Annotated in this window: 18 protein-coding genes and 1 tRNA gene; 12 read left to right on the top strand and 7 right to left on the bottom strand. The window is 61.4% G+C overall.

The window, feature by feature from the left end; translation table 11 throughout:
- Positions 1-467: 467 nt before the first annotated feature.
- The 6 genes from ACZ1HH_RS05660 to pdxH form a co-directional block, all read right to left on the bottom strand.
- Positions 468-956 (bottom strand): hypothetical protein, encoded by a 489-nt coding sequence (locus ACZ1HH_RS05660; RefSeq protein WP_472636103.1) that lies wholly within the window; start codon positions 954-956, stop codon positions 468-470.
- A 486-nt stretch (positions 957-1,442) separates the two neighbouring features.
- A complete protein-coding gene (locus ACZ1HH_RS05655) occupies positions 1,443-5,096 on the bottom strand; it encodes a vitamin B12-dependent ribonucleotide reductase (RefSeq protein ID WP_487320422.1) in 3,654 nt (1,217 codons plus the stop codon).
- A 794-nt stretch (positions 5,097-5,890) separates the two neighbouring features.
- Positions 5,891-5,967, bottom strand: a tRNA-Pro gene (locus ACZ1HH_RS05650).
- A 43-nt stretch (positions 5,968-6,010) separates the two neighbouring features.
- Complete coding sequence (locus ACZ1HH_RS05645; RefSeq protein WP_416368327.1) at positions 6,011-6,490, bottom strand: DUF192 domain-containing protein; 480 nt, start codon at positions 6,488-6,490, stop codon at positions 6,011-6,013.
- Entirely contained in the window at positions 6,490-7,029 is a 540-nt protein-coding gene (locus tag ACZ1HH_RS05640; RefSeq protein ID WP_011538489.1) for a cold-shock protein, read from the bottom strand. Before ACZ1HH_RS05640 ends, ACZ1HH_RS05645 begins: the two co-directional genes overlap by 1 nt.
- 127 nt (positions 7,030-7,156) lie before the next feature.
- Positions 7,157-7,762 carry a pyridoxamine 5'-phosphate oxidase gene (pdxH, locus tag ACZ1HH_RS05635; RefSeq protein WP_011538488.1) on the bottom strand — a complete coding sequence of 202 codons (606 nt, stop codon included), beginning with the start codon at positions 7,760-7,762 and terminating at the stop codon, positions 7,157-7,159.
- 167 nt (positions 7,763-7,929) lie between these two features.
- Here pdxH and fabI point away from each other — a divergent pair, with 167 nt between their 5' ends.
- The 5 genes from fabI (at position 7,930) to trpE (ending at position 14,134) form a co-directional block, all read left to right on the top strand.
- Positions 7,930-8,736 carry an enoyl-ACP reductase FabI gene (fabI, locus tag ACZ1HH_RS05630; RefSeq protein ID WP_416368326.1) on the top strand — a complete coding sequence of 269 codons (807 nt, stop codon included), beginning with the start codon at positions 7,930-7,932 and terminating at the stop codon, positions 8,734-8,736.
- Between the two features lie 6 nt (positions 8,737-8,742).
- On the top strand, positions 8,743-9,273 hold the full coding sequence (gpt, locus tag ACZ1HH_RS05625; RefSeq protein ID WP_472636102.1) for a xanthine phosphoribosyltransferase: 531 nt from the start codon (positions 8,743-8,745) through the stop codon (positions 9,271-9,273).
- A 151-nt stretch (positions 9,274-9,424) separates the two neighbouring features.
- The gene (locus ACZ1HH_RS05620; protein WP_472636101.1) at positions 9,425-10,600 is read left to right on the top strand and encodes an aminotransferase; all 1,176 of its coding nucleotides are present in this window, start codon (positions 9,425-9,427) and stop codon (positions 10,598-10,600) included.
- A 163-nt stretch (positions 10,601-10,763) separates the two neighbouring features.
- On the top strand, positions 10,764-12,599 hold the full coding sequence (locus ACZ1HH_RS05615) for a peptidylprolyl isomerase (RefSeq protein WP_472636100.1): 1,836 nt from the start codon (positions 10,764-10,766) through the stop codon (positions 12,597-12,599).
- Between the two features lie 23 nt (positions 12,600-12,622).
- The gene (gene trpE, locus ACZ1HH_RS05610; protein ID WP_472636099.1) at positions 12,623-14,134 is read left to right on the top strand and encodes an anthranilate synthase component I; all 1,512 of its coding nucleotides are present in this window, start codon (positions 12,623-12,625) and stop codon (positions 14,132-14,134) included.
- Positions 14,135-14,228: 94 nt separating this feature from the next.
- Here trpE and ACZ1HH_RS05605 read toward each other — a convergent pair whose 3' ends face one another.
- Positions 14,229-15,740 (bottom strand): divergent polysaccharide deacetylase family protein, encoded by a 1,512-nt coding sequence (locus ACZ1HH_RS05605; RefSeq protein WP_487320421.1) that lies wholly within the window; start codon positions 15,738-15,740, stop codon positions 14,229-14,231.
- A gap of 199 nt (positions 15,741-15,939) precedes the next feature.
- Between ACZ1HH_RS05605 and ACZ1HH_RS05600 the strand changes: the two genes are divergently transcribed.
- The 7 genes from ACZ1HH_RS05600 (at position 15,940) to lexA (ending at position 21,591) form a co-directional block, all read left to right on the top strand.
- A complete protein-coding gene (locus ACZ1HH_RS05600) occupies positions 15,940-16,521 on the top strand; it encodes an anthranilate synthase component II (protein ID WP_011538481.1) in 582 nt (193 codons plus the stop codon).
- Positions 16,518-17,540, top strand: coding sequence for an anthranilate phosphoribosyltransferase (gene trpD, locus ACZ1HH_RS05595; protein WP_472636096.1), 1,023 nt, complete (start codon positions 16,518-16,520; stop codon positions 17,538-17,540). Before ACZ1HH_RS05600 ends, trpD begins: the two co-directional genes overlap by 4 nt.
- Complete coding sequence (locus tag ACZ1HH_RS05590; RefSeq protein ID WP_472636095.1) at positions 17,540-18,244, top strand: uracil-DNA glycosylase; 705 nt, start codon at positions 17,540-17,542, stop codon at positions 18,242-18,244. The genes trpD and ACZ1HH_RS05590 overlap by 1 nt, the downstream gene beginning before the upstream one ends.
- Complete coding sequence (gene trpC, locus ACZ1HH_RS05585) at positions 18,237-19,046, top strand: indole-3-glycerol phosphate synthase TrpC (RefSeq protein WP_416368321.1); 810 nt, start codon at positions 18,237-18,239, stop codon at positions 19,044-19,046. Before ACZ1HH_RS05590 ends, trpC begins: the two co-directional genes overlap by 8 nt.
- Before the next feature lie 46 nt (positions 19,047-19,092).
- Entirely contained in the window at positions 19,093-19,563 is a 471-nt protein-coding gene (gene moaC, locus ACZ1HH_RS05580; protein ID WP_416368320.1) for a cyclic pyranopterin monophosphate synthase MoaC, read from the top strand.
- 3 nt (positions 19,564-19,566) lie between these two features.
- Positions 19,567-20,739: a molybdopterin molybdotransferase MoeA gene (locus ACZ1HH_RS05575; protein WP_472636094.1), complete on the top strand. Its 1,173-nt coding sequence runs from the start codon at positions 19,567-19,569 to the stop codon at positions 20,737-20,739.
- A 126-nt stretch (positions 20,740-20,865) separates the two neighbouring features.
- The gene (gene lexA, locus ACZ1HH_RS05570; protein WP_472636093.1) at positions 20,866-21,591 is read left to right on the top strand and encodes a transcriptional repressor LexA; all 726 of its coding nucleotides are present in this window, start codon (positions 20,866-20,868) and stop codon (positions 21,589-21,591) included.
- Positions 21,592-21,611: the final 20 nt, after the last annotated feature.

Below are 21,611 nucleotides of genomic sequence, written 5' to 3'. Positions count from 1 at the left end.
CGCGGGCTTAGCAACTTGTCACAAGAAAGAGAACGACAGAAACCAGCCCGCTGTGGATCAGCAGGCAATACAGATGGTAATAATGGTTTCGATATGCGCCATGGCTTGGGCCTAGCACAAGTTGTGACAACGGCCAAGCCCGGAGTTCGCAGGCGTTCCTCCGCGCACTTGGTTCAGGTGTTGCGTTTACGCCTTGCCACACTGCGGTGTCGGCAGAGTGTCCGGCTGGGACCATAACACGATCCGAAGTTAAGTGGCCCTTTCCGCCACGCTGTCGGCCATTTTGTCAGCAAGTCTGTTAGCGAGCGTGTCCGTCTCAATTTGTTGAACCTTTGGGTGTCTGGTCCAAGACTCACGCTCCAGCCGTTGGACCTCAAATTCTTTAGGTGCCGCCGAAATCCTACCCCCGCCCATACACGCAGCCTGTCCGGCGTTCGGCATTCTCCGCAGGGATGCGGTTGCGCCGATCAGAACCGAAAGGAGGCGGTAAGCGCCAATTGCCGGTGCTCTGGTGACAGGGAATAGTTGCCATCATCGCCATAATCTCCGCTGACGCTGCCCCGCAGTTGAAAGCCCGGAGAAATCTCAACTTCCCACCCAAGACTGAGGGCCGCTTGCTCCGGAAGTTCCTCGACAAAGACAGAACCGACGGCGCGCGGGACCAACTCGAAGGTCGCCGTTTCACCCGGCGCGATTGCAACAGGGGGAAATTCGACCCGATAGCCGGCCCCTGAGTCCGCCTGCGGCACAGATCGCCCCGCCTGAGGCTCCGCGCGCAGCGTTGGGATGGGTTCCGGCGAGAGTGTCCCGCTCGCCAGTCGCGCGCCAAGAAACCGCCCGGACCAGTCATCGGCCAGCCCTGCGGACCCAACCAGCAGGCCGAGCGCGGCGACAGCCCCCAAAAGAGGTGTCAGACCACACAGGACGCCCATGTTATGCCGAGCAGCAAAGCGCATCGGTCAACCCCATCAAAACAAGAAGGTACAAGCCCCGAAAGGCCGCCGGGCCGCGCGACTCCGGCCCTGTGTTCAGGGTCGTTCATTATGCTTAACAATTCGTTCAGTCGGCTGGGAAAATCGGCATCAGATCGCAAAAATCCGGCTTGCTGCCGCGCCGGGGAACAGTGGCTTCGCCAAAGCAAAGGCCCCCTCCGATTGGGAGAGGGCCAGTTTCGCCGATCAGGCTCTTTTTGTTGACCGCCCGATGTTTTTCTTGCCTTGTCCTTCTCGGCGTATGGGGTGAGCGCACCCACCCCAGACAGATTTCGAAACTCCAAATGTCTGAGCTCCGATCCTGGTGAGAGATCAACCACAGTGATCCCTCTTGTTCGTCGGGGATGCCCGCAGATCCAAAAGAGCCGCCTCATCCCCTGCGCATCCCCCGAGGTAAGCCTACGGATGCGGTCTTGGATCCCGGCGCACGCCTTGGCGCCGGGAGATCTCTTAGCTACAGCCCGAGGTGGAGCCGCAGGTGTTGCATTTCATGCAGGTGCCGTTGCGCACCAGCGTGTAGTTGCCGCATTCGCCGCAAGGATCCCCCTCATAACCCTGCATCCGGGCCTTGGTGCGCGCGTCCATTGCGCTGCTCGCGGCCGGGGCTTCAGAGGTCTCAGGTACCAGTTTTTGCAGGGCTGCAACCGGATCAGTGCTACCATCCAGAGCGGTCACCGCTACACTGGTCTGGCCGCCTTGCAGCACCACCAGTTCCTGCGGCAGACGCTTGCGCAGATAGCCGGTAGAGGAGATCTGCTTTAGCACCTCGAGCGATTTCGACGCAGCCCCATCGCTCAGCTCAGAGAGGTTCGACACGCCCTCTTCTGCTTCGCCACGGCCCAGATCATCAAAGGTTGCGCCTTCGGGCTTCACATGCGCCAGATCCGTCCGATCAAGGTAGCTGACGGCGAGTTCGCGGAACACATAGTCGAGGATCGAGGTCGCGTTCTTGATCGAATCGTTGCCCTGAACCATGCCCGCAGGTTCGAATTTCGTGAATGTGAAGGCATCCACAAATTCCTCGAGCGGCACGCCGTATTGCAGACCAACAGAGACCGCAATGGCAAAGTTGTTCATCATCGCCCGGAAGCCCGCGCCTTCCTTGTGCATGTCGATGAAGATCTCGCCGAGGTTTCCGTCCTCATATTCCCCCGTGCGCAAGTAGACCTTGTGGCCCCCGACAACCGCCTTTTGCGTATAGCCCTTGCGGCGCTGCGGCATCTTGGTGCGATGAGATTTCATCACCTCCTTGATGACCACTTTCTCGACGATCTTCTCGGCCAGAACAGCCGCTTTTTCCGGCACCGAGCCGCTCTCGAGCACCTCCGCCGCCTCGTCGTCATCCTCAACGAGCGCCGCCGCGAGCGGCTGGCTCAGTTTGGAGCCGTCACGATAGAGCGCATTGGCCTTCACACCCAAGGACCAGCTCAGCTCGTAGGCCTTCTGACAGTCCTCGATGGTGGCGTTGTTGGGCATGTTGATGGTTTTGGAAATCGCGCCCGAAATAAAGCTCTGCGCGGCCGCCATCATCTTGATATGGCTCTCAACCCCAAGATAACGCTTGCCTTTTTTTCCGCAGGGGTTGGCACAATCGAAGATCGAATAATGCTCTTCCTTGAGATGCGGCGCACCTTCAAGCGTCATGGTGCCGCAGACATGGTCATTGGCAGCCTCGATGTCGGCCTTGGAGAACCCAAGGTGACGCAGCAGATCAAAGGCCGGATCATTCAGCTTGTCGGCAGGAATGCCCAACACGCCGGTGCAGAACTCCTCGCCCAATGTCCACTGGTTGAACACAAACCGGATGTCAAAGGCACTCTCAAGTGCAGCGTCCACCTTTGCCAGCTCATTGGGGCCAAAACCATGACCGGTGAGCGAGGTGTGGTTGATCCCCGGCGCGTTCCCGATGGAGCCATGACCGACCGCATAGGACACGATCGCTTCGATCTGCGCGGAGGAATAGCCGAGCCCTTCGAGCGCCGAGGGCACCGAGCGGTTGATGATCTTGAAATACCCGCCACCTGCGAGTTTTTTGAACTTCACGAGGGCAAAGTCCGGCTCGATCCCGGTGGTGTCGCAGTCCATCACCAGACCAATGGTACCGGTGGGCGCGATCACGGTGGATTGGGCGTTGCGATAGCCGTGTTCCTCGCCAAGGCGGACCGCCTCGTCCCAGGCGCTCATCGCGAGTTCCGTGAGACGCGCATCCGGGCAGTTCTGCAAGTCCAGCGGCACCGGCTTCACGGTGAGCTTGTCATATCCCTCGGTGGCACCATAGGCCGCATTGCGGTGATTGCGCATCACCCGCAGCATGTGGTCGGCATTGCGCTCATAGCCCGCAAAGGGCCCCAGCTCGGAGGCGATCTCGGCAGAGGTCGCATAGGCCACACCAGTCATGATCGCTGTCAAAGATCCGCAAAGCGCGCGGCCTTCGTCGCTGTCATAGCCGTAACCCATGTTCATCAGCAGGCCACCGATGTTGGCATAGCCCAGACCCAGCGTGCGGAAGTCATAAGACAGCTGCGCGATCTCCTTCGATGGGAACTGCGCCATCATCACCGAGATTTCCAGCGTCAGCGTCCACAGACGGCTGGCGTGCATGAAATCTTCGGCCTGGAACACGCCGCCCTGATAGAAGGTCAGGAGGTTCAGCGACGCCAGGTTACAGGCGGTGTCGTCCAGGAACATGTATTCAGAACAAGGGTTTGAGCCCCGGATCTCACCGTCTTCGGGACAGGTGTGCCACTCGTTGACGGTGTCGTGGAACTGGATACCCGGATCGGCGCAGGCCCAGGCTGCGTGGCCGACCTTCTCCCAGAGATCCCGCGCCTTCACGGTCTTGGCGACCTGACCGTCGGTGCGGTTGATCAGCTCCCAATCGGCGTCCTTTTCGACCGCATGCAGGAATGCATTGGTGACGCGGATGGAGTTGTTGGAGTTCTGGCCCGAGACCGACGAATAGGCCTCAGAGTCCCAGTCGGTGTCATAGGTCGGGAACTCGATGCTGTCATAGCCCTGACGGGCATAATCCAGCACGCGTTTGATGTAAGTCTCTGGGATGGCTACCTTTTTGGCTTCGCGGATCGCTTTTTTCAGAGCGGTATTTTCGGCCGGATCATAGGCATCCTCAGAGAGACCGTCCCACGTCCGCAGCGCTTCAAAGATACCGTTGAGCATCTTCTCGTGCATCTTGGAGCCGGCCACGATGGAGGCGACTTTCTGTTCTTCGAGCACCTTCCATTCGATGAATTGCTCGATATCCGGGTGATCGGCATCCACGATCACCATCTTCGCTGCTCGACGGGTTGTCCCGCCTGATTTGATCGCGCCAGCAGCACGATCGCCGATTTTCAAAAAGCCCATGAGACCAGAGGATTTGCCCCCACCAGAGAGCTTCTCGCCCTCGGCCCGCAGATGGCTGAAGTTGGTGCCGGTGCCGGAGCCGTATTTGAACAAGCGCGCCTCACGCACCCAGAGATCCATGATGCCACCGTCCTGCACCAGATCGTCCGACACGGACTGGATAAAGCAGGCGTGCGGTTGCGGGTGCTCATAGGCGCTGTCGGATTTGGTCAGCTTTCCGGTCTTGTAATCCACATAGTGATGCCCCTGCGCCGGGCCGTCGATGCCATAGGCCCAGTGCAGGCCGGTGTTGAACCACTGCGGGCTGTTGGGCGCGGCGCGCTGGGTCGCCAGCATATAGCGCATCTCGTCGAAATAGGCGCGCGCGTCCTCCTCGGAGGAGAAATAGCCCCCCTTCCAGCCCCAGTAGGTCCAGGCCCCGGCCAGACGGTCGAACACCTGTTTGGAGGAGGTCTCGCCGCCGAGCTCCACATTGTCATCAGCTGGAACCGAACGCCACAGGAACTCCGGCACGCCTTTCTCGCGGACTTTCTTCAGGCGCGACGGGACACCGGCCTTGCGAAAGTACTTCTGCGCTATGACGTCGCTGGCCACCTGGCTCCAGGTCGATGGAACCTCGATGCCTGCGAGCCGGAACACGATGGTCCCATCGGGGTTACGGATCTCGGACGTCGCCCCGATGAAATCCAAGGATGCATAGGCATCCTGTCCTGCTTCTGTGAAACGACGCTCGATTTTCATGGCTACACCTGTCCCAATTAGTCCCGCTTGCGCACCGGCACCCAGCGTACCGGCCTGTGTTGCCGCCAGGGGCTAAGCACAAAATCCATCATCCGGCGCAGGTTCGCTCCCACGCTCGAAGGCCCTACACCGGCCCCAAATTAACGGTTTTGCACTAAGCACCATGCAAGGGAGCAGCGATTGAAATCCAACTAGATCTTGTGGCGCCCCCAAGCGACACCCACAATCTCGCGTAAGAGGGCCTAAAGGGTCAACGCAAATTTTCAAATTTTACGGACCAGAATCCAGTTGACCGTTTTTACGGTTTCGAGGGTCGCGCCGAGCATATGATTCATCCACAGGCGCAGAGGTGGATCGCCAAATTTGAATGCTTGGTTAAGGAAAGATGAAAACTCTCGTAATGAGAGGGGCTTGTCCGCAGGACGTCATTCGTGCACGCGCAGAATGCATCGATACAGTGGCATTTTTGAAACAACTCACGGATGATTTACCGGCCGTATTCAGAGCCGCGACCGATCTGCAACGCCCCGCACGCGACGCGCTGCTTCCGCAAAAAATTCGAGCAGATTTTGACCCCTCCTGACGCCAGATTGCGTCAGTTTCTAAACAAAGGGTAAACACCATATGTGGGTATACCGACGAACCGACCCGCTATTCGTAGGGAGTGATTCTCTCTGGAACGTGATCTGAGCGTCAACTCACCCAAAAGAGCGGGTTGAGTTTCCTGCACCCGACGCCGCTGCTGAACCCGAAGGTTCAGCAGATAGCAGGGTCTTCATCATGTGAGGAAGAAATGGTCGGGGCGGCGAGATTCGAACTCACGACCCCCTGTACCCAAAACAGGTGCGCTACCAGACTGCGCCACGCCCCGGACCGTGCGTCTTCCTAACGGGGCTGTTCTGATTTGAAAAGCCCTAACAGGGCCATTTTGCAGCTTCAGATGAAAAAACTTCGTGCCGCATCTCAGTGCCAACTGAAATCCCGTAGGTCTCGACGATGCCAGCGTTGACCTCGAGCACGACCAACACCTGATCGCCCCCCGGAATCGGCGTAAGATCCCCGGGCAGAGCGTTTTTATGGATGTGCGATACGACGCCGTCCGCCTCGACAAAGATCATGTCGAGCGGGATCAAAGTGTTTTTCATCCAGAAAGCCACGCGCTGCGGCTCTTCGTATATGAAGAGCATGCCAGAGCGCGCAGGAAGGCTCTTGCGGTGCATCAGACCCTGAGCGCGGGTTTCGGGCGTGTCGACCACTTCGACCGAGAACCGCGCCTGACCCCACGGGCCGCGCAGATCTACATGGTCCCGCGAACAGGCCGCGGCAGCCAGACCAGAGGTCGTGACGACCCAGAGGGCGACGGCTGCGATATGCGAGGCCGCCCGACGAATCATCAGACGCTGCTGGTGTCTGAAGAGGCTGCCTCCCAGGCAAGCACATCCACAGCCATCCGGCCACGTTTGCCGTCGATCACGCGCATCGCCAGTGCCTCGCCGGACTGCACGTCAGAGAGCCCCGACTGGCGCAGCACTTCGACATGCAGGAACACGTCTTCGTCGCGGCCAAACACATTGGCAAAGCCAAACCCTTTGGCTTTGTCGAACCATTTCACGCGCGCAGGCTCCAGCGGTGTGTTGCTGAGCTCCTCGTCATCCAGCTGTGCCAGATCGCTCAGGACGGGGGTGTCCTCGCGCTCCGGTGGGGTAATGGATACGATTTCAACCGCCTGCACACCTCGATCCGTGCGATGGGTCACAACCTCGATCCCGGCGCCATCCGCGACAGAGCTTTGCCCGAAGTTACGCAGGACGTTCACGTGCAAGAGAATATCGGGACCATCGTCAGGACAGACAATGAACCCATACCCCTTCGCGGGGTCAAACCACTTCACTAGTCCACGGACATGCTGCAAACTGCTCAGATCATCGGCCACTTTAGTATTCCACCGGTTCGTTTTTTATTTCCGTGAAGAACGCCTACCTGCGCGAAATCCATATCGGAGTTCAAGAGCAAAAGAGTCAGGAGCCACAGAGTGGCCCATGGGCGTTTTCACGGTGATCTTACGGGCTAAGACGCGTGATTGTCCAATTATCATGTGAAGTATTTTTTCGCCACACAAAACGGTCGTGCAATCGAAAGGCCCCATCCGCCCAAAATTCAATTTCAATCGGTGTGATCCGGTAGCCGCCCCAGAATTCCGGGCGCTTCGGGTTTGGACCTTTCTGGGCAGTGATCTTGGCCACCTCTGCCATCAGGGCGCTGCGCGAGGCGAGCGGCTGCGACTGCTTGGAGGCCCAGGCCCCAAGACGACTCTTGAGCGAGCGGGACGCAAAATACTCATCCGCCTGCGGTCCGTTTTCCTTGGTGACATGTCCGCGCACGCGGATCTGGCGACGCAGGGATTTCCAGTGCATCACAAAGGACGCGGTGCCGCTGGCCTCGATCTCCTGTGCCTTGGCGCTCTCATAGTTGGTATAGAACACAAAGGCAGCGTCTTCGATTTCCTTCAGCAACACCATGCGGCTGTTGGGCATGCCGGAGGCATCCACGGTCGCAAGCGCAATGGCATTGGGGTCGTTGATTTCGGTCTCGGTGGCCTCTGCCAGCCACTTGCGGGCGATCTCAAACGGATCATCGCCGCCAAAGAGTCCTTCACGATCAGACATAATGGTGTTTCCCTACTGCTTGCGCACACATCTAGTGGCCTTGCAGTCCGTTGGAAAGGGGGACGTTCTGCCCGATTGAACGCCCCCACAAGAGCGAGTAGGCTTGATGACTTTGCCCCAGCGGGCTAAAGGACATTCTATTAACCGATCACAGGCGGAGAACCTGCATGTCTAGTCAACTGATGGCCGGTAAGCGCGGCCTCATCATGGGCCTGGCCAACGACAAATCCATTGCGTGGGGCATCGCCAAAGCCTGCGCCGAGGCCGGGGCGGAACTTGCGTTCTCCTATCAAGGAGACGCGCTCAAGAAACGCGTTGGACCACTGGCCGAACAGCTGGGCAGCGACATTGTTCTGCCCTGCGATGTTTCAGACGAAGCATCCATCGACGCACTCTTTGCGTCCCTCGAGGAAAAATGGGGCAAGCTTGACTTTGTTGTGCATGCCATCGGCTTTTCCGACAAGAACGAGCTGCGCGGTCGCTATGTCGACACCAGCCGCGCAAATTTCCAGATGACCATGGATATTTCCGTCTATTCCTTCACGGCCGTGGCGGCGCGTGCGGAAAAGATGATGGAAGCCGGCGGCTCCATGCTGACGCTGACCTATTATGGCGCCGAACAAGTGATGCCGCATTATAATGTCATGGGTGTCGCCAAGGCCGCGCTGGAAGCCTCCGTGAAATATCTCGCCGAGGATCTGGGCAAGGACGGCATCCGCGTCAACGCGATTTCTGCCGGCCCGATCAAGACCCTGGCCGCCTCCGGCATTGGCGATTTCCGCTACATCATGAAGTGGAACGAATACAATTCGCCCCTGCGCCGCAATGTGACCACCGATGACGTGGGCAAATCCGCGCTCTACCTGCTGTCGGATCTGGCCTCTGGTGTGACCGGCGAGAACCTGCATGTGGATGCAGGCTATCACGTGGTCGGCATGAAGGCCGTGGACGCCCCGGATATCGAGAAAGGCTAACCCCTGATGAGCACCAAGGATCCGAACCGCCTGCCCCATGAGAAGGGGTTTCACATCTCCTGGGATCAAATCCACCGAGACAGCCGCGCGCTGGCGTGGCGTCTGGACGGGCTTGGCCCCGACAATGGCCATTGGCGCGCCGTGGTGGCGATCACCCGCGGGGGCATGGCGCCCGCAATGATCGTCGCGCGCGAGCTGGATATCCGCACGGTGGATACCATCAGCGTGAAATCCTACCACTCCGGCGGCGGCAAGGCTGATCAGCGTCGCGAGGCCGAGGTGCTCAAGAGCCCCGACGCGGACATCATGGGCGATGGGACCGGCATCCTGATCGTGGATGATCTGGTCGACTCCGGCAAAACGCTGGAACTGGTGCGCACCCTCTATCCCAAGGCGCATTTTGCCACCGTCTACGCCAAGCCCCAGGGTGAGCCGCAGGTCGATACCTTTATCACGGGCGTGAGCCAGGACACCTGGATCTTTTTCCCGTGGGATATGGCGTTGCAGTATGTCGAACCTTACCGGGGTACGGATTGACCCAGCGTCAATTTAGAAAATGACAAAACGCGCCCCTGTTGGCGCGTTTTCTTTTTTGGCTTTGTTTTCCATCTCTTGTCTTGAGATTTGAAAAGCGGCCAAATAGCAAAAATCCGAAAAAAATTACGTCACGTCAAAAGAGGAAATTCAAATGCATCTTTCCCGCACCAACGCCACTTTTGTTTCGCCAATCGTGCAATCCCGGCGCTGGCTGGAAGATGTGACCTTTTCCGACGATCTGCCGCTCCTCAATCTCAGTCAGGCCGCCCCGGCCGATCCACCACCAGAAGGGCTGCGTCAGGCGATGGCCGACGCCCTGTTGTCAGAGACCAGCGCCCATCTCTACGGACCGGTGCTTGGCAATGCGGATCTGCGCACAGCTCTCGCCGCCCAAATCACGCGCCACTACGAGGCGGACATCACACCGTCCGAGGTCGCGATCACCTCGGGCTGCAATCAGGCCTTTGCCGCCACCATCCAGAGCCTCTGCGCCGAAGGTGACGAGGTCATCCTGCCAACGCCATGGTACTTTAACCACAAGATGTGGCTCGACATGCAGGGGGTCACCACCCTGCCCTTGCCTGTGGGCGACGGAATGTTGCCAGAAGTCGCCAAGGCCGAAGCGCTGATCACGCCGCGCACCCGCGCAATCGTCCTGGTCACCCCCAACAACCCCTGCGGCGTTGAATATCCCGCGGCCTTGATGGACGCGTTCTTTGAGCTGGCACAGCGTCATGGGCTCACGCTGATTGTGGACGAGACCTATCGCGATTTCGACAGCCGCGATGGCGCGCCCCACGGGCTGTTTTCGCGCAAGGACTGGCATGAAACCCTGATACATCTCTATTCCTTCTCCAAAGCCTATCGGCTGACCGGCCATCGCGTGGGCGCGATCGTGGCTGCGCCCGAGCGCCTGCTCGAGATGGAGAAATTCCTCGATACCGTCACCATCTGTCCCGCGCAGATCGGCCAGATCGGCGCCAAATGGGGGATCGAGAATCTCGATGACTGGCTCGCTGGCGAGCGCGGCGAGATCCTCGCGCGGCGCGACGCCATTGCCGCCGGATTTGCTCCGCTGGCGGCTAAAGGCTGGCAGCTTTTGGGACTGGGGGCCTATTTCGCCTATGTGGCGCATCCGTTCGAGGCAAGCTCTGACGAGATTGCACAACGCCTGCTCCACTCGGCTGGCATGCTGCTTTTGCCGGGCACGATGTTCACACCGGCAGGCGCCCCCGAAGGCCACCGCCAGTTCCGCATTGCCTTTGCCAATGTCGATCAGACCGGCATTGCGGAGATGCTCGCGCGGCTGGCGCAGTTTGACGGTTGATAAAACCTCTGGGCTCCGCCGCGCGTCTATGCTTGCTCCCGCCGGGGCAGACGCGTATTCAGGGCGACGACAGGAGACCGCCGAGCCATTCGGCAGAATTTCGGCCGCCCGGCATCCCCGCCCCGGCGCGCCAGCAAAAAAGACGACATAAAGGGCCGCAGGCATGAAAAAGCTTTCAAAGACCTTCGTTTGGATCCTCATGGGTCTGTTGTTCGTGGGGCTTGCGGGCTTTGGTGCGATCAACGTATCCGGCACCACCCGCACGCTGGCCACCGTGGGTGATGCCACCGTCAGCGTTGATGACTACGCCCGCGCCCTGCAACAGGAACAACGTGCCATTCAGGCCCAGTCCGGCCAGTCCATTCCCCTGTCGCAGCTGATCGCCATGGGCGTGGATCGCGGTGTGCTCTCGGGGCTGGTGGCAACGGCCGCGCTCGACAATGAGCTCACAGAGATCGGCCTGTCTGTGGGCGACGAAGTGCTGCTCGAAGAGATCACCCGGATTTCGGCCTTCCAGGGGTCTGATGGCAGCTTCAGCCGCGACAACTACCGTTTTGCCCTTGATAACGCAGGTTTGTCCGAGGCTGAGTTCGAGGCCGACATGCGGTCTGAAACCGCGCGCACGCTGCTGCAAGGGGCCATCACCGGTGGCACCCGCATGCCCGCGGTGCTGGGCGAGACACTCACCAACTATATCGGTGCGCGTCGCAGCTTTTCCTATGTACGCCTTGCTGAGGCCAACGTCCCCCTGACCGCGATCGCGCCCACCGAGGATGCGCTCAAGGCTTATTACGAGACCCACATCGAGGATTTCACCCTGCCCGAGACCAAGGTGATCACCTATGTCGCCCTGCGCCCCGACGCGCTGGTGGATGAGGTCGAGGTGGATGAAACCGCCCTGCGCGGTCTCTACGAGGAGCGCGACGCAGAATTCAATGTCCCCGAGCGCCGCCTTGTCGAACAGCTGGTATTCCCCGACGAGGATGCGGCCCAAACCGCCAAAGCCCAGCTTGATGTGGGGGGGACCACCTTTGAAACCCTGGTGGCAGATCGCGAACTCTCCCTGTCGGACATCGACATGGGTGATGTGGCGATTGGCGACCTTGGCGCTGCGGGCGAAGCCGTCTTTGCCGCCGACGTGGGCGCCGTGGTTGGCCCGCTTCCATCAGATTTTGGCCCCGCGCTCTACCGCGTGAACGGCGTGCTCGAAGCGAATTTCACGAGCTTCGAAGAGGCCCTGCCGGTCCTGCGCGAAGAGTTGGCTCTGGACCGTGCCCGCCGCCTGATCGAATCCCGCGCCGAAGGGCTGGATGATGCGCTCGCCGGTGGCGCGACGCTCGAAGATCTCGCCGAGGAAGAAAACGGCGTGGTGCTCGGCCAGCTTGACTGGACCGCGAATACAACCGACGACATTGCGGCCTATGACACCTTCCGCAACGCGGCCGAGGCCGTGACAAGCGAAGATTTCCCCGAAGTGGGCTATCTCGAGGATGGCAGCCTCTTTGCGTTGCGCCTCGATGAGGTCCTGCCCCCGCGCCCCGAGCCCTTTGAGGACGCGCGCACAGCCGTTTCCGAAGCCTACGAGGGCGACCGGATCGCCAAGGCGCTTGCCGCGCAGGCCGAACAGATCAAAACCGCGACCGAGGGCAACAACGGCCAGTTCCCCGAAGGTCGCGAAGTGATCGAGCAGACCGGCCTTACCCGGACCGCCTATCTCGATCAGACCCCGGTTGATCTCCTCAATCAGGTGTTCGAGATGGAAGTGGGCGAAGTGCGTGTTGTCTCCGACGCAGAAGGCACTGTGGTGGTGCGTCTCGACGAGATCCTGCCCCCGGATGACGGCAATGACATGCAGTTCCTGTCTCAGGCGCTCGGCGATCAGCTGAACCAGTCGCTCTCCAACGAGATCTTCCAGATCTATCTGCAATCGGTTCAGACCCGCGCCCGTCCGCAGGTCAACCAACAGGCCGTGAATGCTGTTCACGCCAACTTCCAGTAACTCAGTACGAGGCGCATGCGCTTATGGCCCTGATCCCCGATTTCGACAGTTTCGCCAAAGCCTATGAGGCGGGCGAAAACCAGGTGGTCTACACGCGGCTTGCCGCCGATCTGGATACGCCCGTCTCCTTGATGCTGAAGCTCACCGGCGCGCAGAAGGATGCCTTCATGCTGGAATCGGTGACCGGCGGCGAGGTACGCGGGCGCTATTCCATCATCGGCATGAAGCCTGACCTGATCTGGCGTGCGCGGGGCGAACAGGCCGAAATCAACCGCGCCGCGCGGTTCGATCCCGAGGGGTTTGCCCCGCTCGACGGCAACCCACTTGATACACTGCGCGCGCTACTGGCCGAGAGCCGCATCGACCTGCCGGATGATCTGCCGCAGGCGGCGGCGGGGCTCTTTGGCTATCTGGGCTATGACATGATCCGCCATGTGGAGCATCTGCCTGATGTGAACCCCGACCCACTCAGCCTGCCGGACGCGGTGATGATCCGCCCCTCCGTGGTGGCCGTGCTGGACGGTGTCAAAGGCGAGGTCACAGTGGTCTCTCCCGCCTGGGTCAGCGAAGGCCAGTCTGCGCGCGCGGCCTATGCTCAGGCCGCCGAACGCGTGATGGATGCGGTGCGTGATCTTGAACGCGCCATGCCCGCCGAGACCCGCGATCTGGGCGAGGCCCGCGAGGTCGCGCCCCCGGTCTCCAACTTCACCAAGGACGGCTACATGGCCGCGGTGGAGAAGGCCAAGGACTACATCCGCGCCGGCGACATCTTTCAGGTGGTGCCCGCACAGCGCTGGACGCAGGAGTTCCCGCAGCCGCCCTTCGCGCTCTATCGTTCGCTGCGACGCACCAACCCCTCGCCGTTCATGTTCTACTTCAACTTCGGCGGTTTTCAGGTGATCGGCGCCAGCCCCGAGATCCTCGTTCGGGTCTTTGGCAACGAGGTCACCATTCGCCCAATTGCTGGCACCCGTCCGCGCGGCGCCACCCCCGAAGAAGACAAAGCGCTGGAACAGGATCTGCTCGCGGACAAGAAAGAGCTGGCAGAACACCTGATGCTCTTGGATCTGGGCCGTAACGATGTGGGCCGCGTTGCCAAGATCGGCACCGTGAAACCCACCGAGGAATTCATCATCGAGCGCTACAGCCACGTGATGCATATCGTCTCGAATGTTGTTGGCGAACTCCACGAGGACAAGGATGCGCTGGATGCGTTTTTTGCCGGTATGCCTGCGGGTACGGTCTCCGGGGCGCCCAAGGTGCGTGCGATGGAGATCATCGACGAGCTCGAGCCCGAAAAGCGCGGCATCTATGGCGGTGGTGTCGGCTATTTCAGCGCTGGCGGCGACATGGACATGTGTATCGCGCTGCGCACGGCCATCGTGAAGGATCAGAACCTCTATATTCAGGCCGGGGGCGGCGTCGTCTATGACAGCGACCCGGAGGCCGAATATATGGAGACCGTGCATAAATCGAACGCGATCCGCCGCGCGGCTGCAGATGCGGCGCGCTTTACCGGCAACGGCAACCGCTGAGCTAAATGCCCAGCAGGGAAAAGAAAAACGCGCTCCCGAGATCCTCGTGGAGCACGTTTTTTTTGGCGTTCGGCTGTTGCGTTAGCCGTCGGTGTTAGTTTGAGACCGGCTCCAGCAGGCGTTTGAGACTGGTCGAGATCGGCACCAGCGCCACGCTGCTGGCGCGGTCTTGCAGCCCCCAGATCAGCAGCGCGGAAATCGTATCTGGCTTCAGACGTCCCAGCATGATGACCGCGCCCTCCTGACCGGAGCGGAACGCGGCCTGGTCCAGAAAACGGCGCATGGCGCGCGGATCCTGTCCCGCGCCGTCAAAGTCGCGAAACACCACGCCCGAAGGAATACCATCGCGCAGCGCCATTTTGTGGACCGTGTTCAGGCCATTGTCCTGTAGCACCAGCCCATAGCCCAGATCACCCACGATGCTGGCCACCTGATCCGCAAGCGCCCGGTTGCCCTGCACGCCGCTGTCGATGCCCTCAAGGATGCCCACCGCCTCTGGCAGGCGGTCAAACCACACCGGCATCGCGGTTTCGGCGTCCTGCGGCTGGCCTTCGCGGGGCAGATCCGCCAGCACCATGACCTCAAACCCCGCCGCGCGGCGGGCTTTCATGCGTGCGACCGCATCCGGGTCGCTCGGGTCGATGGCAAACGTCAACGGATAGGGAAAATCCTCAAGCGCCTCGGCGCCCACCGCGCCTTCTTCTTCGACGAGGACAATCGACATCAAAGGCAGGCCCGGCTCCGGGTTTGCGGGCTCGCTGTTGCGCACAAAGGGCGCAGCACTACTGTCTGCCGCAGAAGACGCATCCGCGCCCGTGGTGTCGCGTTCTGTCAGTGGCAGCACCCGCGTGCCGATGCTGGGTCCTGCATTTGCCTCTGGGTCCTCGGAGGCCTGCGGCAGATCCGCGATTCTCACGCCCCCATTTGCCCCCGCGTTGTCCTCGACCGGATCAGAAGGGGTGAGCGACCGCACGGGCGGAGTGGTCAACACTGGCGACGCGGTCACATCCGGAGGCGTGCCGATATCTGGCGCCTCCACTTGAAGCGTCTCCTGGCGCAGGGGCGCCGGATCGGCCTCGGTCGACAGATCGGGGGTGGGGATTTCCGCGTCTGGCGCCTGCAGTGGCAGGTCTGAGGCGGCCGAAACCTCGGGCCGTGTCACGGAACCTGCCCCCAGATCCGGTGTGGTGTCTTGCAAGGGCGCCTCGGGGCGGGTGCTGTCATCCCCACCGGACAGGGGCGCATCCGCATCGGAGGTCACCGCAATCCGGGGGGTGTCGCTCTCATCCGGGGCGCCATCCAATGTGACCTCAGGGTCGGTCGACACGCTGGGCCGCTCTGGCAGCGAGGTGTCGATCTCATCTGGGGCGCTGTCTCGGCCTAGGGCATCTGCGTCGGGTTCCGCTGGGGCGGCCTCAACGAGATCTGCGTCGCTTCCGGGCACATCGGACGGGGGCGCTGGAACCTCACGCGGCTGCAATGTTGCGACGGGCAGTTCCTGCGAGACATCGACCGTCTGCGGCAATGGCGTCGACAGCGACCACACCGCCGCCCCCGCAACTGCGACCAGCGCCCCTACGCTCACGCCACCCAGAAATCCTCGCATGCCTGTTTCGCCTTCTCGCCTGTGCTCTTTCTCACGCGCGCCGCCCATCCAAAGGCCTCAGCGCCGGTCATCTTTACCGTCTGACGCGCGCCAGACCGGATGTGCCCTTGACGCTGCCGCGCATCCCTGAACATGTATGGTCCCACACACTATACTGCGGCGCGCACCCCGCCCGCCACCCTTAAAAGAGCGTCCCAAGATGTTGCTGCTTATCGACAACTACGACTCCTTCACCTACAACCTCGTGCATTATCTGGGCGAATTGGGCGCCGAGATCGAGGTCTGGCGAAACGATGCGTTGGACGTGCAGCAAGCCATGGCGATGAAGCCTGCGGGCATCCTGCTGAGCCCTGGCCCCTGTGACCCGGATCAGGCCGGGATCTGCCTTGCATTGACAGAGGCCGCCGCCGAAACCCGCACGCCGCTTTTGGGAGTCTGCCTTGGCCATCAGACCATTGGTCAGTCCTTTGGCGGCAAGGTCGTGCGCTGCCATGAGATCGTGCATGGCAAGATGGGCAAAATGCACCACACCGACAAAGGTCTCTTCAAGGGGCTACCGTCGCCCTTTGATGCCACCCGCTATCACTCACTGGTGGTGGAGCGCGAGAGCCTGCCCGACTGCCTGGAGATCACCGCAGAGCTGGAGGATGGCACCATCATGGGGCTGCAGCACAAGGAGTTGCCCATCCACGGCGTGCAGTTCCACCCGGAATCCATTGCGTCAGAGCACGGGCATGCGCTGCTACAAAACTTCCTGAATGAAATGAAAGTGCCGGCATGAGTGATGCGTTGAAACCCCTGATCGGTCTGGCCGCGGATCGCGCCCTGACCCGAACCGAAGCCGAAACCGCCTTTGCCGCACTGTTCAATGGCGAAGCCACGCCAAGCCAGATGGGCGGTCTTTTGATGGCCCTGCGCACTCGCGGCGAGACGGTGGACGAATACGCCGCCGCCGCCGCCGTGATGCGTGCAAAATGCAACAAGGTCTCGGCCCCCGCAGGTGCGATGGACATCGTTGGCACCGGCGGTGATGGCAAAGGCACGCTCAATATCTCGACCGCAACCGCCTTTGTGGTTGCCGGTGCAGGCGTGCCCGTCGCCAAACACGGCAACCGCAACCTGTCGTCCAAATCCGGCGCCGCAGATGCGCTCACCGAGATGGGCATTCAGGTCATGGTTGGCCCGAAAGTGGTCGAAAAGTCCCTCAAAGAGGCGGGCATCTGTTTCATGATGGCGCCCATGCATCACCCGGCAATCGCCCATGTGATGCCCACCCGTCAGGAGCTTGGCACGCGGACGATTTTCAACATCCTCGGCCCACTCACCAACCCCGCAGATGTCAAACGCCAGCTCACCGGTGCCTTCAGCCGTGACCTGATCCGACCGATGGCGGAGACGCTGAAACAGCTCGGCTCCGAGGTCGCATGGCTGGTGCATGGCTCTGACGGCACTGATGAGCTCACGATCACGGGTGTCAGCTGGGTTGCGGGTCTCTCGGAGGATGGCAACATCTCCGAATTCGAGGTCCACCCCGAAGAGGCAGGCCTGCCGGAGCATCCCTTTGAGGCCATCGTCGGTGGCACGCCCGCCGAAAACGCCGCCGCCTTCCGCGCCCTCCTCGAAGGCACGCCCTCGGCCTACCGGGATGCGGTGCTTTTGAACTCTGCCGCAGCACTCAAGGTGGCCGGCGTGGTGTCGTCGCTCAAGGAGGGCGCGGAACGCGCTGCCGAAAGCATCGACAGCGGTGCCGCTCTGGGCAAGGTGACGGCGGTTGCACGGATCACGTCGGAGGCCAGCTGATGGCCCTGCAAGACCACGCCTCAGCCCTGCGGCCTGCGGTCGGGGGCTGGGCGGAGCTGCCCTTCTTTGAAACCCACTGGCCCCGGATCGAAGCAGCGCTTGCGAAGGAGACGCGCCAGATCCTGCCCCCTGCGCATCAGCGCTTTGCCGCGCTGGAGCGTACCCCGCCCGAGTCCACCCGCGTGGTGATCCTTGGTCAGGACCCCTATCCGACGCCGGGCCATGCGCATGGGCTGTCGTTTTCCGTTGAACCGGATGTGACGCCCCTGCCCCGGTCCTTGCGCAACATCTATCAGGAAATGCGCGACGATCTCGGCACCTGCCCGGAGACCGGCGATCTGCGCCCCTGGGCGGCGCAGGGTGTGCTCCTGCTCAATACAGTGCTATCGGTCCCCGCAGGCGAGGCCAACGGCCACAAATCGCTGGGCTGGCAAGAGCTGGCCCATCAGGTGCTCGACCTCAGTTCGCGCCGCCCTACGGCCTATGTGCTCTGGGGCAATCAGGCGCAGAAGCTCGAAAGCCACATTCGTCCCGGCGATCACCTGATCGTCAAGACGGCCCATCCTTCACCGCTGTCGGCACGCCGGGGCTTTTTCGGCTCGCGCGTGTTCTCGGCGATCAACGACTGGCTCACCGCGCGTGGCGAGCCGCCGATCACGTGGGCAGACCCACGTCCAGCCCAAGGGAGCATCTTCGATGTCTGAGACCATCCTCGACAAAATCAAGGCCTACAAGCTCGAAGAGGTCGCCGCCGACAAAGCCGCCAAACCGCTTGCGGATGTCGAAGCCGAGGCCCGCGCCGCAGATCCCGTACGCGGCTTTGCCGAGCGTCTGCAAAAGGCCACGCATCAGGGCTATGGGCTGATTGCCGAAATCAAAAAAGCAAGCCCCTCCAAGGGTTTGATCCGCGAAGATTTCGACCCTGCCACGCTCGCCACAGCCTATGCCGAAGGGGGCGCGAGCTGTCTTTCGGTGCTGACAGATACGCCGAGTTTTCAGGGCGCAAAGGACTATCTGGTGGCGGCGCGCGCGGCCTGCGATCTGCCCTGCCTGCGCAAGGATTTCATGTACGACACCTATCAGGTGGCCGAAGCCCGCGCGCTTGGCGCCGACTGTATCCTGATCATCCTCGCCTCTGTCAGCGATGCACAAGCGGCCGAGCTCGAAGCCTGCGCCTTTGAATGGGGCATGGATGTGCTCTTGGAGGTCCACAACGAAGAAGAACTGGACCGTGCCTGCCTGTTGAAATCGCCCCTCATGGGCATCAACAACCGCAACCTCAAGACCTTTGAGACCACGCTCGACACCACCCGCACCCTGTCGCGGATGGTGCCGCCGGATCGCACGATCGTCTGTGAAAGCGGCCTGTTCACGCCCGAGGATCTGGCCGACATGGCCCGGTATGGCGCGCGCAGCTTCCTCATCGGTGAGAGCCTGATGCGTCAGGAGGATGTGACCGCCGCCACCCGCGCGATCCTTGCAAACCCGCTGACCCCCTCGCTCTGATCCAATCGAACTGACCCTTTTGATCTGTCCACAGGAGAGACCGCCGATGTCGCTCACACATTTTGACCAGAAGGGTGATGCCCATATGGTCGACGTCTCCGAAAAGGCCGTGACCGCGCGCATTGCCGTGGCCGAGGGCCATATCAAGATGGCGCAAGAGACCTTTGACGTGATCAGCGAAGGTCGCGCCAAGAAAGGCGATGTTCTCTCTGTGGCGCGCCTTGCCGGAATCATGGGCGCCAAGAAAACCGCCGAACTGATCCCGCTCTGCCACCCGCTGCCGATCACCAAGGTCGCCGTGGAGCTGACGCTCGACCCTGATCTGCCCGGCGTGCGCGTCGAGGGCACCGTCAAGACCACCGGCCAGACCGGCGTCGAGATGGAAGCGCTCACAGCGGTCTCCACGGCCTGCCTCACCGTCTATGACATGGCCAAAGCCGTTGATAAGGCGATGGAAATCGGAGGCATAAGGGTCCTGCTCAAAGACGGCGGCAAATCCGGTCGGTATGAGGCGTGATCCATGATCTCCGTCGCTGACGCCCGCGCCGCCCTTCTGGACCTTGTCGCGCCGCTCACGGTTGAAACCGTCCCACTGGCAGAGGCCGCAGGGCGGGTGCTGGCCGAACCGGTCTCGGCCCGCCGCGACCAGCCGCCCTTTGCGGCCTCTGCGATGGATGGCTATGCGGTCAATGCGGACGAAGTCGAACGCCACGCGATGTTCAAGGTCATCGGCGAGGCCGCAGCCGGACATGGGTTCCAGGGCCGTGTCGGCGCGGGACAAGCCGTGCGGATCTTTACCGGCGCCCCGGTGCCGGAGGGTGCAAGTTTCGTTGTGATTCAAGAAGATGTGGACCGCAAAGGCGATCTGATCACAATCACGGACGCGCCGGGCGACAATGCCAATATCCGCGACCGTGGCCGCGATTTTCGTGCCGGACAAACGATCGACGCGCCGCGCCTTTTGCGCCCGGCTGATATCGCGCTTCTGGCCGCGATGAACATCGCCGAGGTGCCCGTGCGGCGCCGTCCCGTGGTGGCCCTGATGTCGACCGGCGACGAGTTGGTGATGCCCGGCGAGATCCCCGGCCCCGATCAGATCATCGTCTCCAACACCTTTGGCCTGAAGGCCATGTTCGAAGAACACGGCGCGCATGTGCGGGTGCTGCCGATTGCCCGCGACACAGAAGCCTCCTTGCAGACTGCCTTTGGATTGGCGCGGGAGGCCGATCTGATCGTCACCATCGGCGGCGCCTCCGTGGGGGATCACGATCTGGTTGCAGGCGTGGCCGAGAGCCTCGGGTTTGAGCGTGCCTTCTACAAAGTCGCGATGCGCCCCGGTAAACCCTTGATGGCAGGTCGTTTTGGCGAAGGATCCATGGTGGGGCTGCCCGGAAATCCGGTCTCTGCCATGGTCTGCGGGCGGGTCTTTGTGGTCTCCATGATCGAAGCCATGCTTGGCCTTCCCACCAAGACCAAGCCACTTGCACAAGCGCCCCTTGCCGCCCCACTGCCCGCCAATGGACCCCGCCAGCACTACATGCGCGCCATATGGCGGGGCGCAGACGTTCAGGCCTTCGACAGTCAGGACAGCTCGCTTTTGTCGGTCCTTGCTCAGGCCGAAGCGCTGATCGTGCGTCCCCCCAATGACCCCGCGCGCGAGGCGGGCTCTCTGGTGGAGTATCTGCCGCTCTAGCCTGAAATCTCTGATGTCTCTGCGCCTTAGCTGGGCTTTTTATGTTCCCCTTATGACCCGACCCGTTGACACAAAACGGGAACATGAATAGAACATAAACAACGATATTGTGCAGAGGGGGCAGCCATGCTGACGAAAAAACAGCTTCAGCTACTGGAGTTTATTCACAAGCGTCTGCAGAAGGATGGCGTCCCTCCCAGTTTTGATGAGATGAAAACCGCGTTGGATCTGCGGTCCAAGTCCGGCATTCACCGTCTGATCACGGCGCTGGAAGAGCGCGGCTTTATCCGCCGCCTTGCCCATCGCGCCCGCGCCATCGAGGTGATCCGCCTGCCCGACAGTCTAGGCGGTGGCGGCGCGCTTGGTGCTGCGAGCGATGGCTTCCAGCCCAAAGTGATCGCCGGCGGCCGGGGTGACAGTGCCGACGACGGCGCTGCGGCAGAATTGAAACCCGTGGCAGACACCGGGGCGACGGAACTCGCGATCATGGGCCGGATTGCAGCCGGTGTCCCGATCGAGGCGATCAACCAGGCCGCCGCCCATGTGGCGGTACCCAATGCCATGCTCTCCAGCTCGGGTCAGCATTACGCCCTCGAGGTGCGCGGTGACTCGATGATCGACGCCGGGATAAACGACGGCGATGTGGTGGTGATCCGCGAGACCGACGCGGCAGACAATGGCGACATCGTGGTGGCCCTCGTGGAGGGACATGAGGCCACGCTCAAACGGTTTGAACGCAAGGGCCGCATGATCGAGCTTCACGCCGCCAATCCGGCCTACCCCACCCGCAGCTATACCGAGGATCAAGTGAAGGTGCAGGGGCGTCTGGTGGGGCTGATCCGCACCTACTGAGCAAACACCTGCGTGCACCA

Source organism: Epibacterium sp. HA2-3, assembly GCF_055693725.2.
This window is presented reverse-complemented; position numbering and strand designations above follow the sequence as displayed.

What these genes read in the sequence shown, in the direction of transcription:
- ACZ1HH_RS05655 (WP_487320422.1), bottom strand. Translation starts at nt 5,096, where the DNA reads ATGAAAATCGAGCGTCGTTTCACAGAAGCAGGACAGGATGCCTATGCA.
- trpD (WP_472636096.1), top strand. Translation starts at nt 16,518, where the DNA reads ATGAGTGATGCGTTGAAACCCCTGATCGGTCTGGCCGCGGATCGCGCC.
- ACZ1HH_RS05590 (WP_472636095.1), top strand. Translation starts at nt 17,540, where the DNA reads ATGGCCCTGCAAGACCACGCCTCAGCCCTGCGGCCTGCGGTCGGGGGC.
- ACZ1HH_RS05660 (WP_472636103.1), bottom strand. Translation starts at nt 956, where the DNA reads ATGCGCTTTGCTGCTCGGCATAACATGGGCGTCCTGTGTGGTCTGACA.
- ACZ1HH_RS05575 (WP_472636094.1), top strand. Translation starts at nt 19,567, where the DNA reads ATGATCTCCGTCGCTGACGCCCGCGCCGCCCTTCTGGACCTTGTCGCG.
- ACZ1HH_RS05620 (WP_472636101.1), top strand. Translation starts at nt 9,425, where the DNA reads ATGCATCTTTCCCGCACCAACGCCACTTTTGTTTCGCCAATCGTGCAA.
- gpt (WP_472636102.1), top strand. Translation starts at nt 8,743, where the DNA reads ATGAGCACCAAGGATCCGAACCGCCTGCCCCATGAGAAGGGGTTTCAC.
- lexA (WP_472636093.1), top strand. Translation starts at nt 20,866, where the DNA reads ATGCTGACGAAAAAACAGCTTCAGCTACTGGAGTTTATTCACAAGCGT.
- trpC (WP_416368321.1), top strand. Translation starts at nt 18,237, where the DNA reads ATGTCTGAGACCATCCTCGACAAAATCAAGGCCTACAAGCTCGAAGAG.
- fabI (WP_416368326.1), top strand. Translation starts at nt 7,930, where the DNA reads ATGTCTAGTCAACTGATGGCCGGTAAGCGCGGCCTCATCATGGGCCTG.
- ACZ1HH_RS05645 (WP_416368327.1), bottom strand. Translation starts at nt 6,490, where the DNA reads ATGATTCGTCGGGCGGCCTCGCATATCGCAGCCGTCGCCCTCTGGGTC.
- moaC (WP_416368320.1), top strand. Translation starts at nt 19,093, where the DNA reads ATGTCGCTCACACATTTTGACCAGAAGGGTGATGCCCATATGGTCGAC.
- pdxH (WP_011538488.1), bottom strand. Translation starts at nt 7,762, where the DNA reads ATGTCTGATCGTGAAGGACTCTTTGGCGGCGATGATCCGTTTGAGATC.
- trpE (WP_472636099.1), top strand. Translation starts at nt 12,623, where the DNA reads ATGGCCCTGATCCCCGATTTCGACAGTTTCGCCAAAGCCTATGAGGCG.
- ACZ1HH_RS05605 (WP_487320421.1), bottom strand. Translation starts at nt 15,740, where the DNA reads ATGCGAGGATTTCTGGGTGGCGTGAGCGTAGGGGCGCTGGTCGCAGTT.
- ACZ1HH_RS05615 (WP_472636100.1), top strand. Translation starts at nt 10,764, where the DNA reads ATGAAAAAGCTTTCAAAGACCTTCGTTTGGATCCTCATGGGTCTGTTG.
- ACZ1HH_RS05600 (WP_011538481.1), top strand. Translation starts at nt 15,940, where the DNA reads ATGTTGCTGCTTATCGACAACTACGACTCCTTCACCTACAACCTCGTG.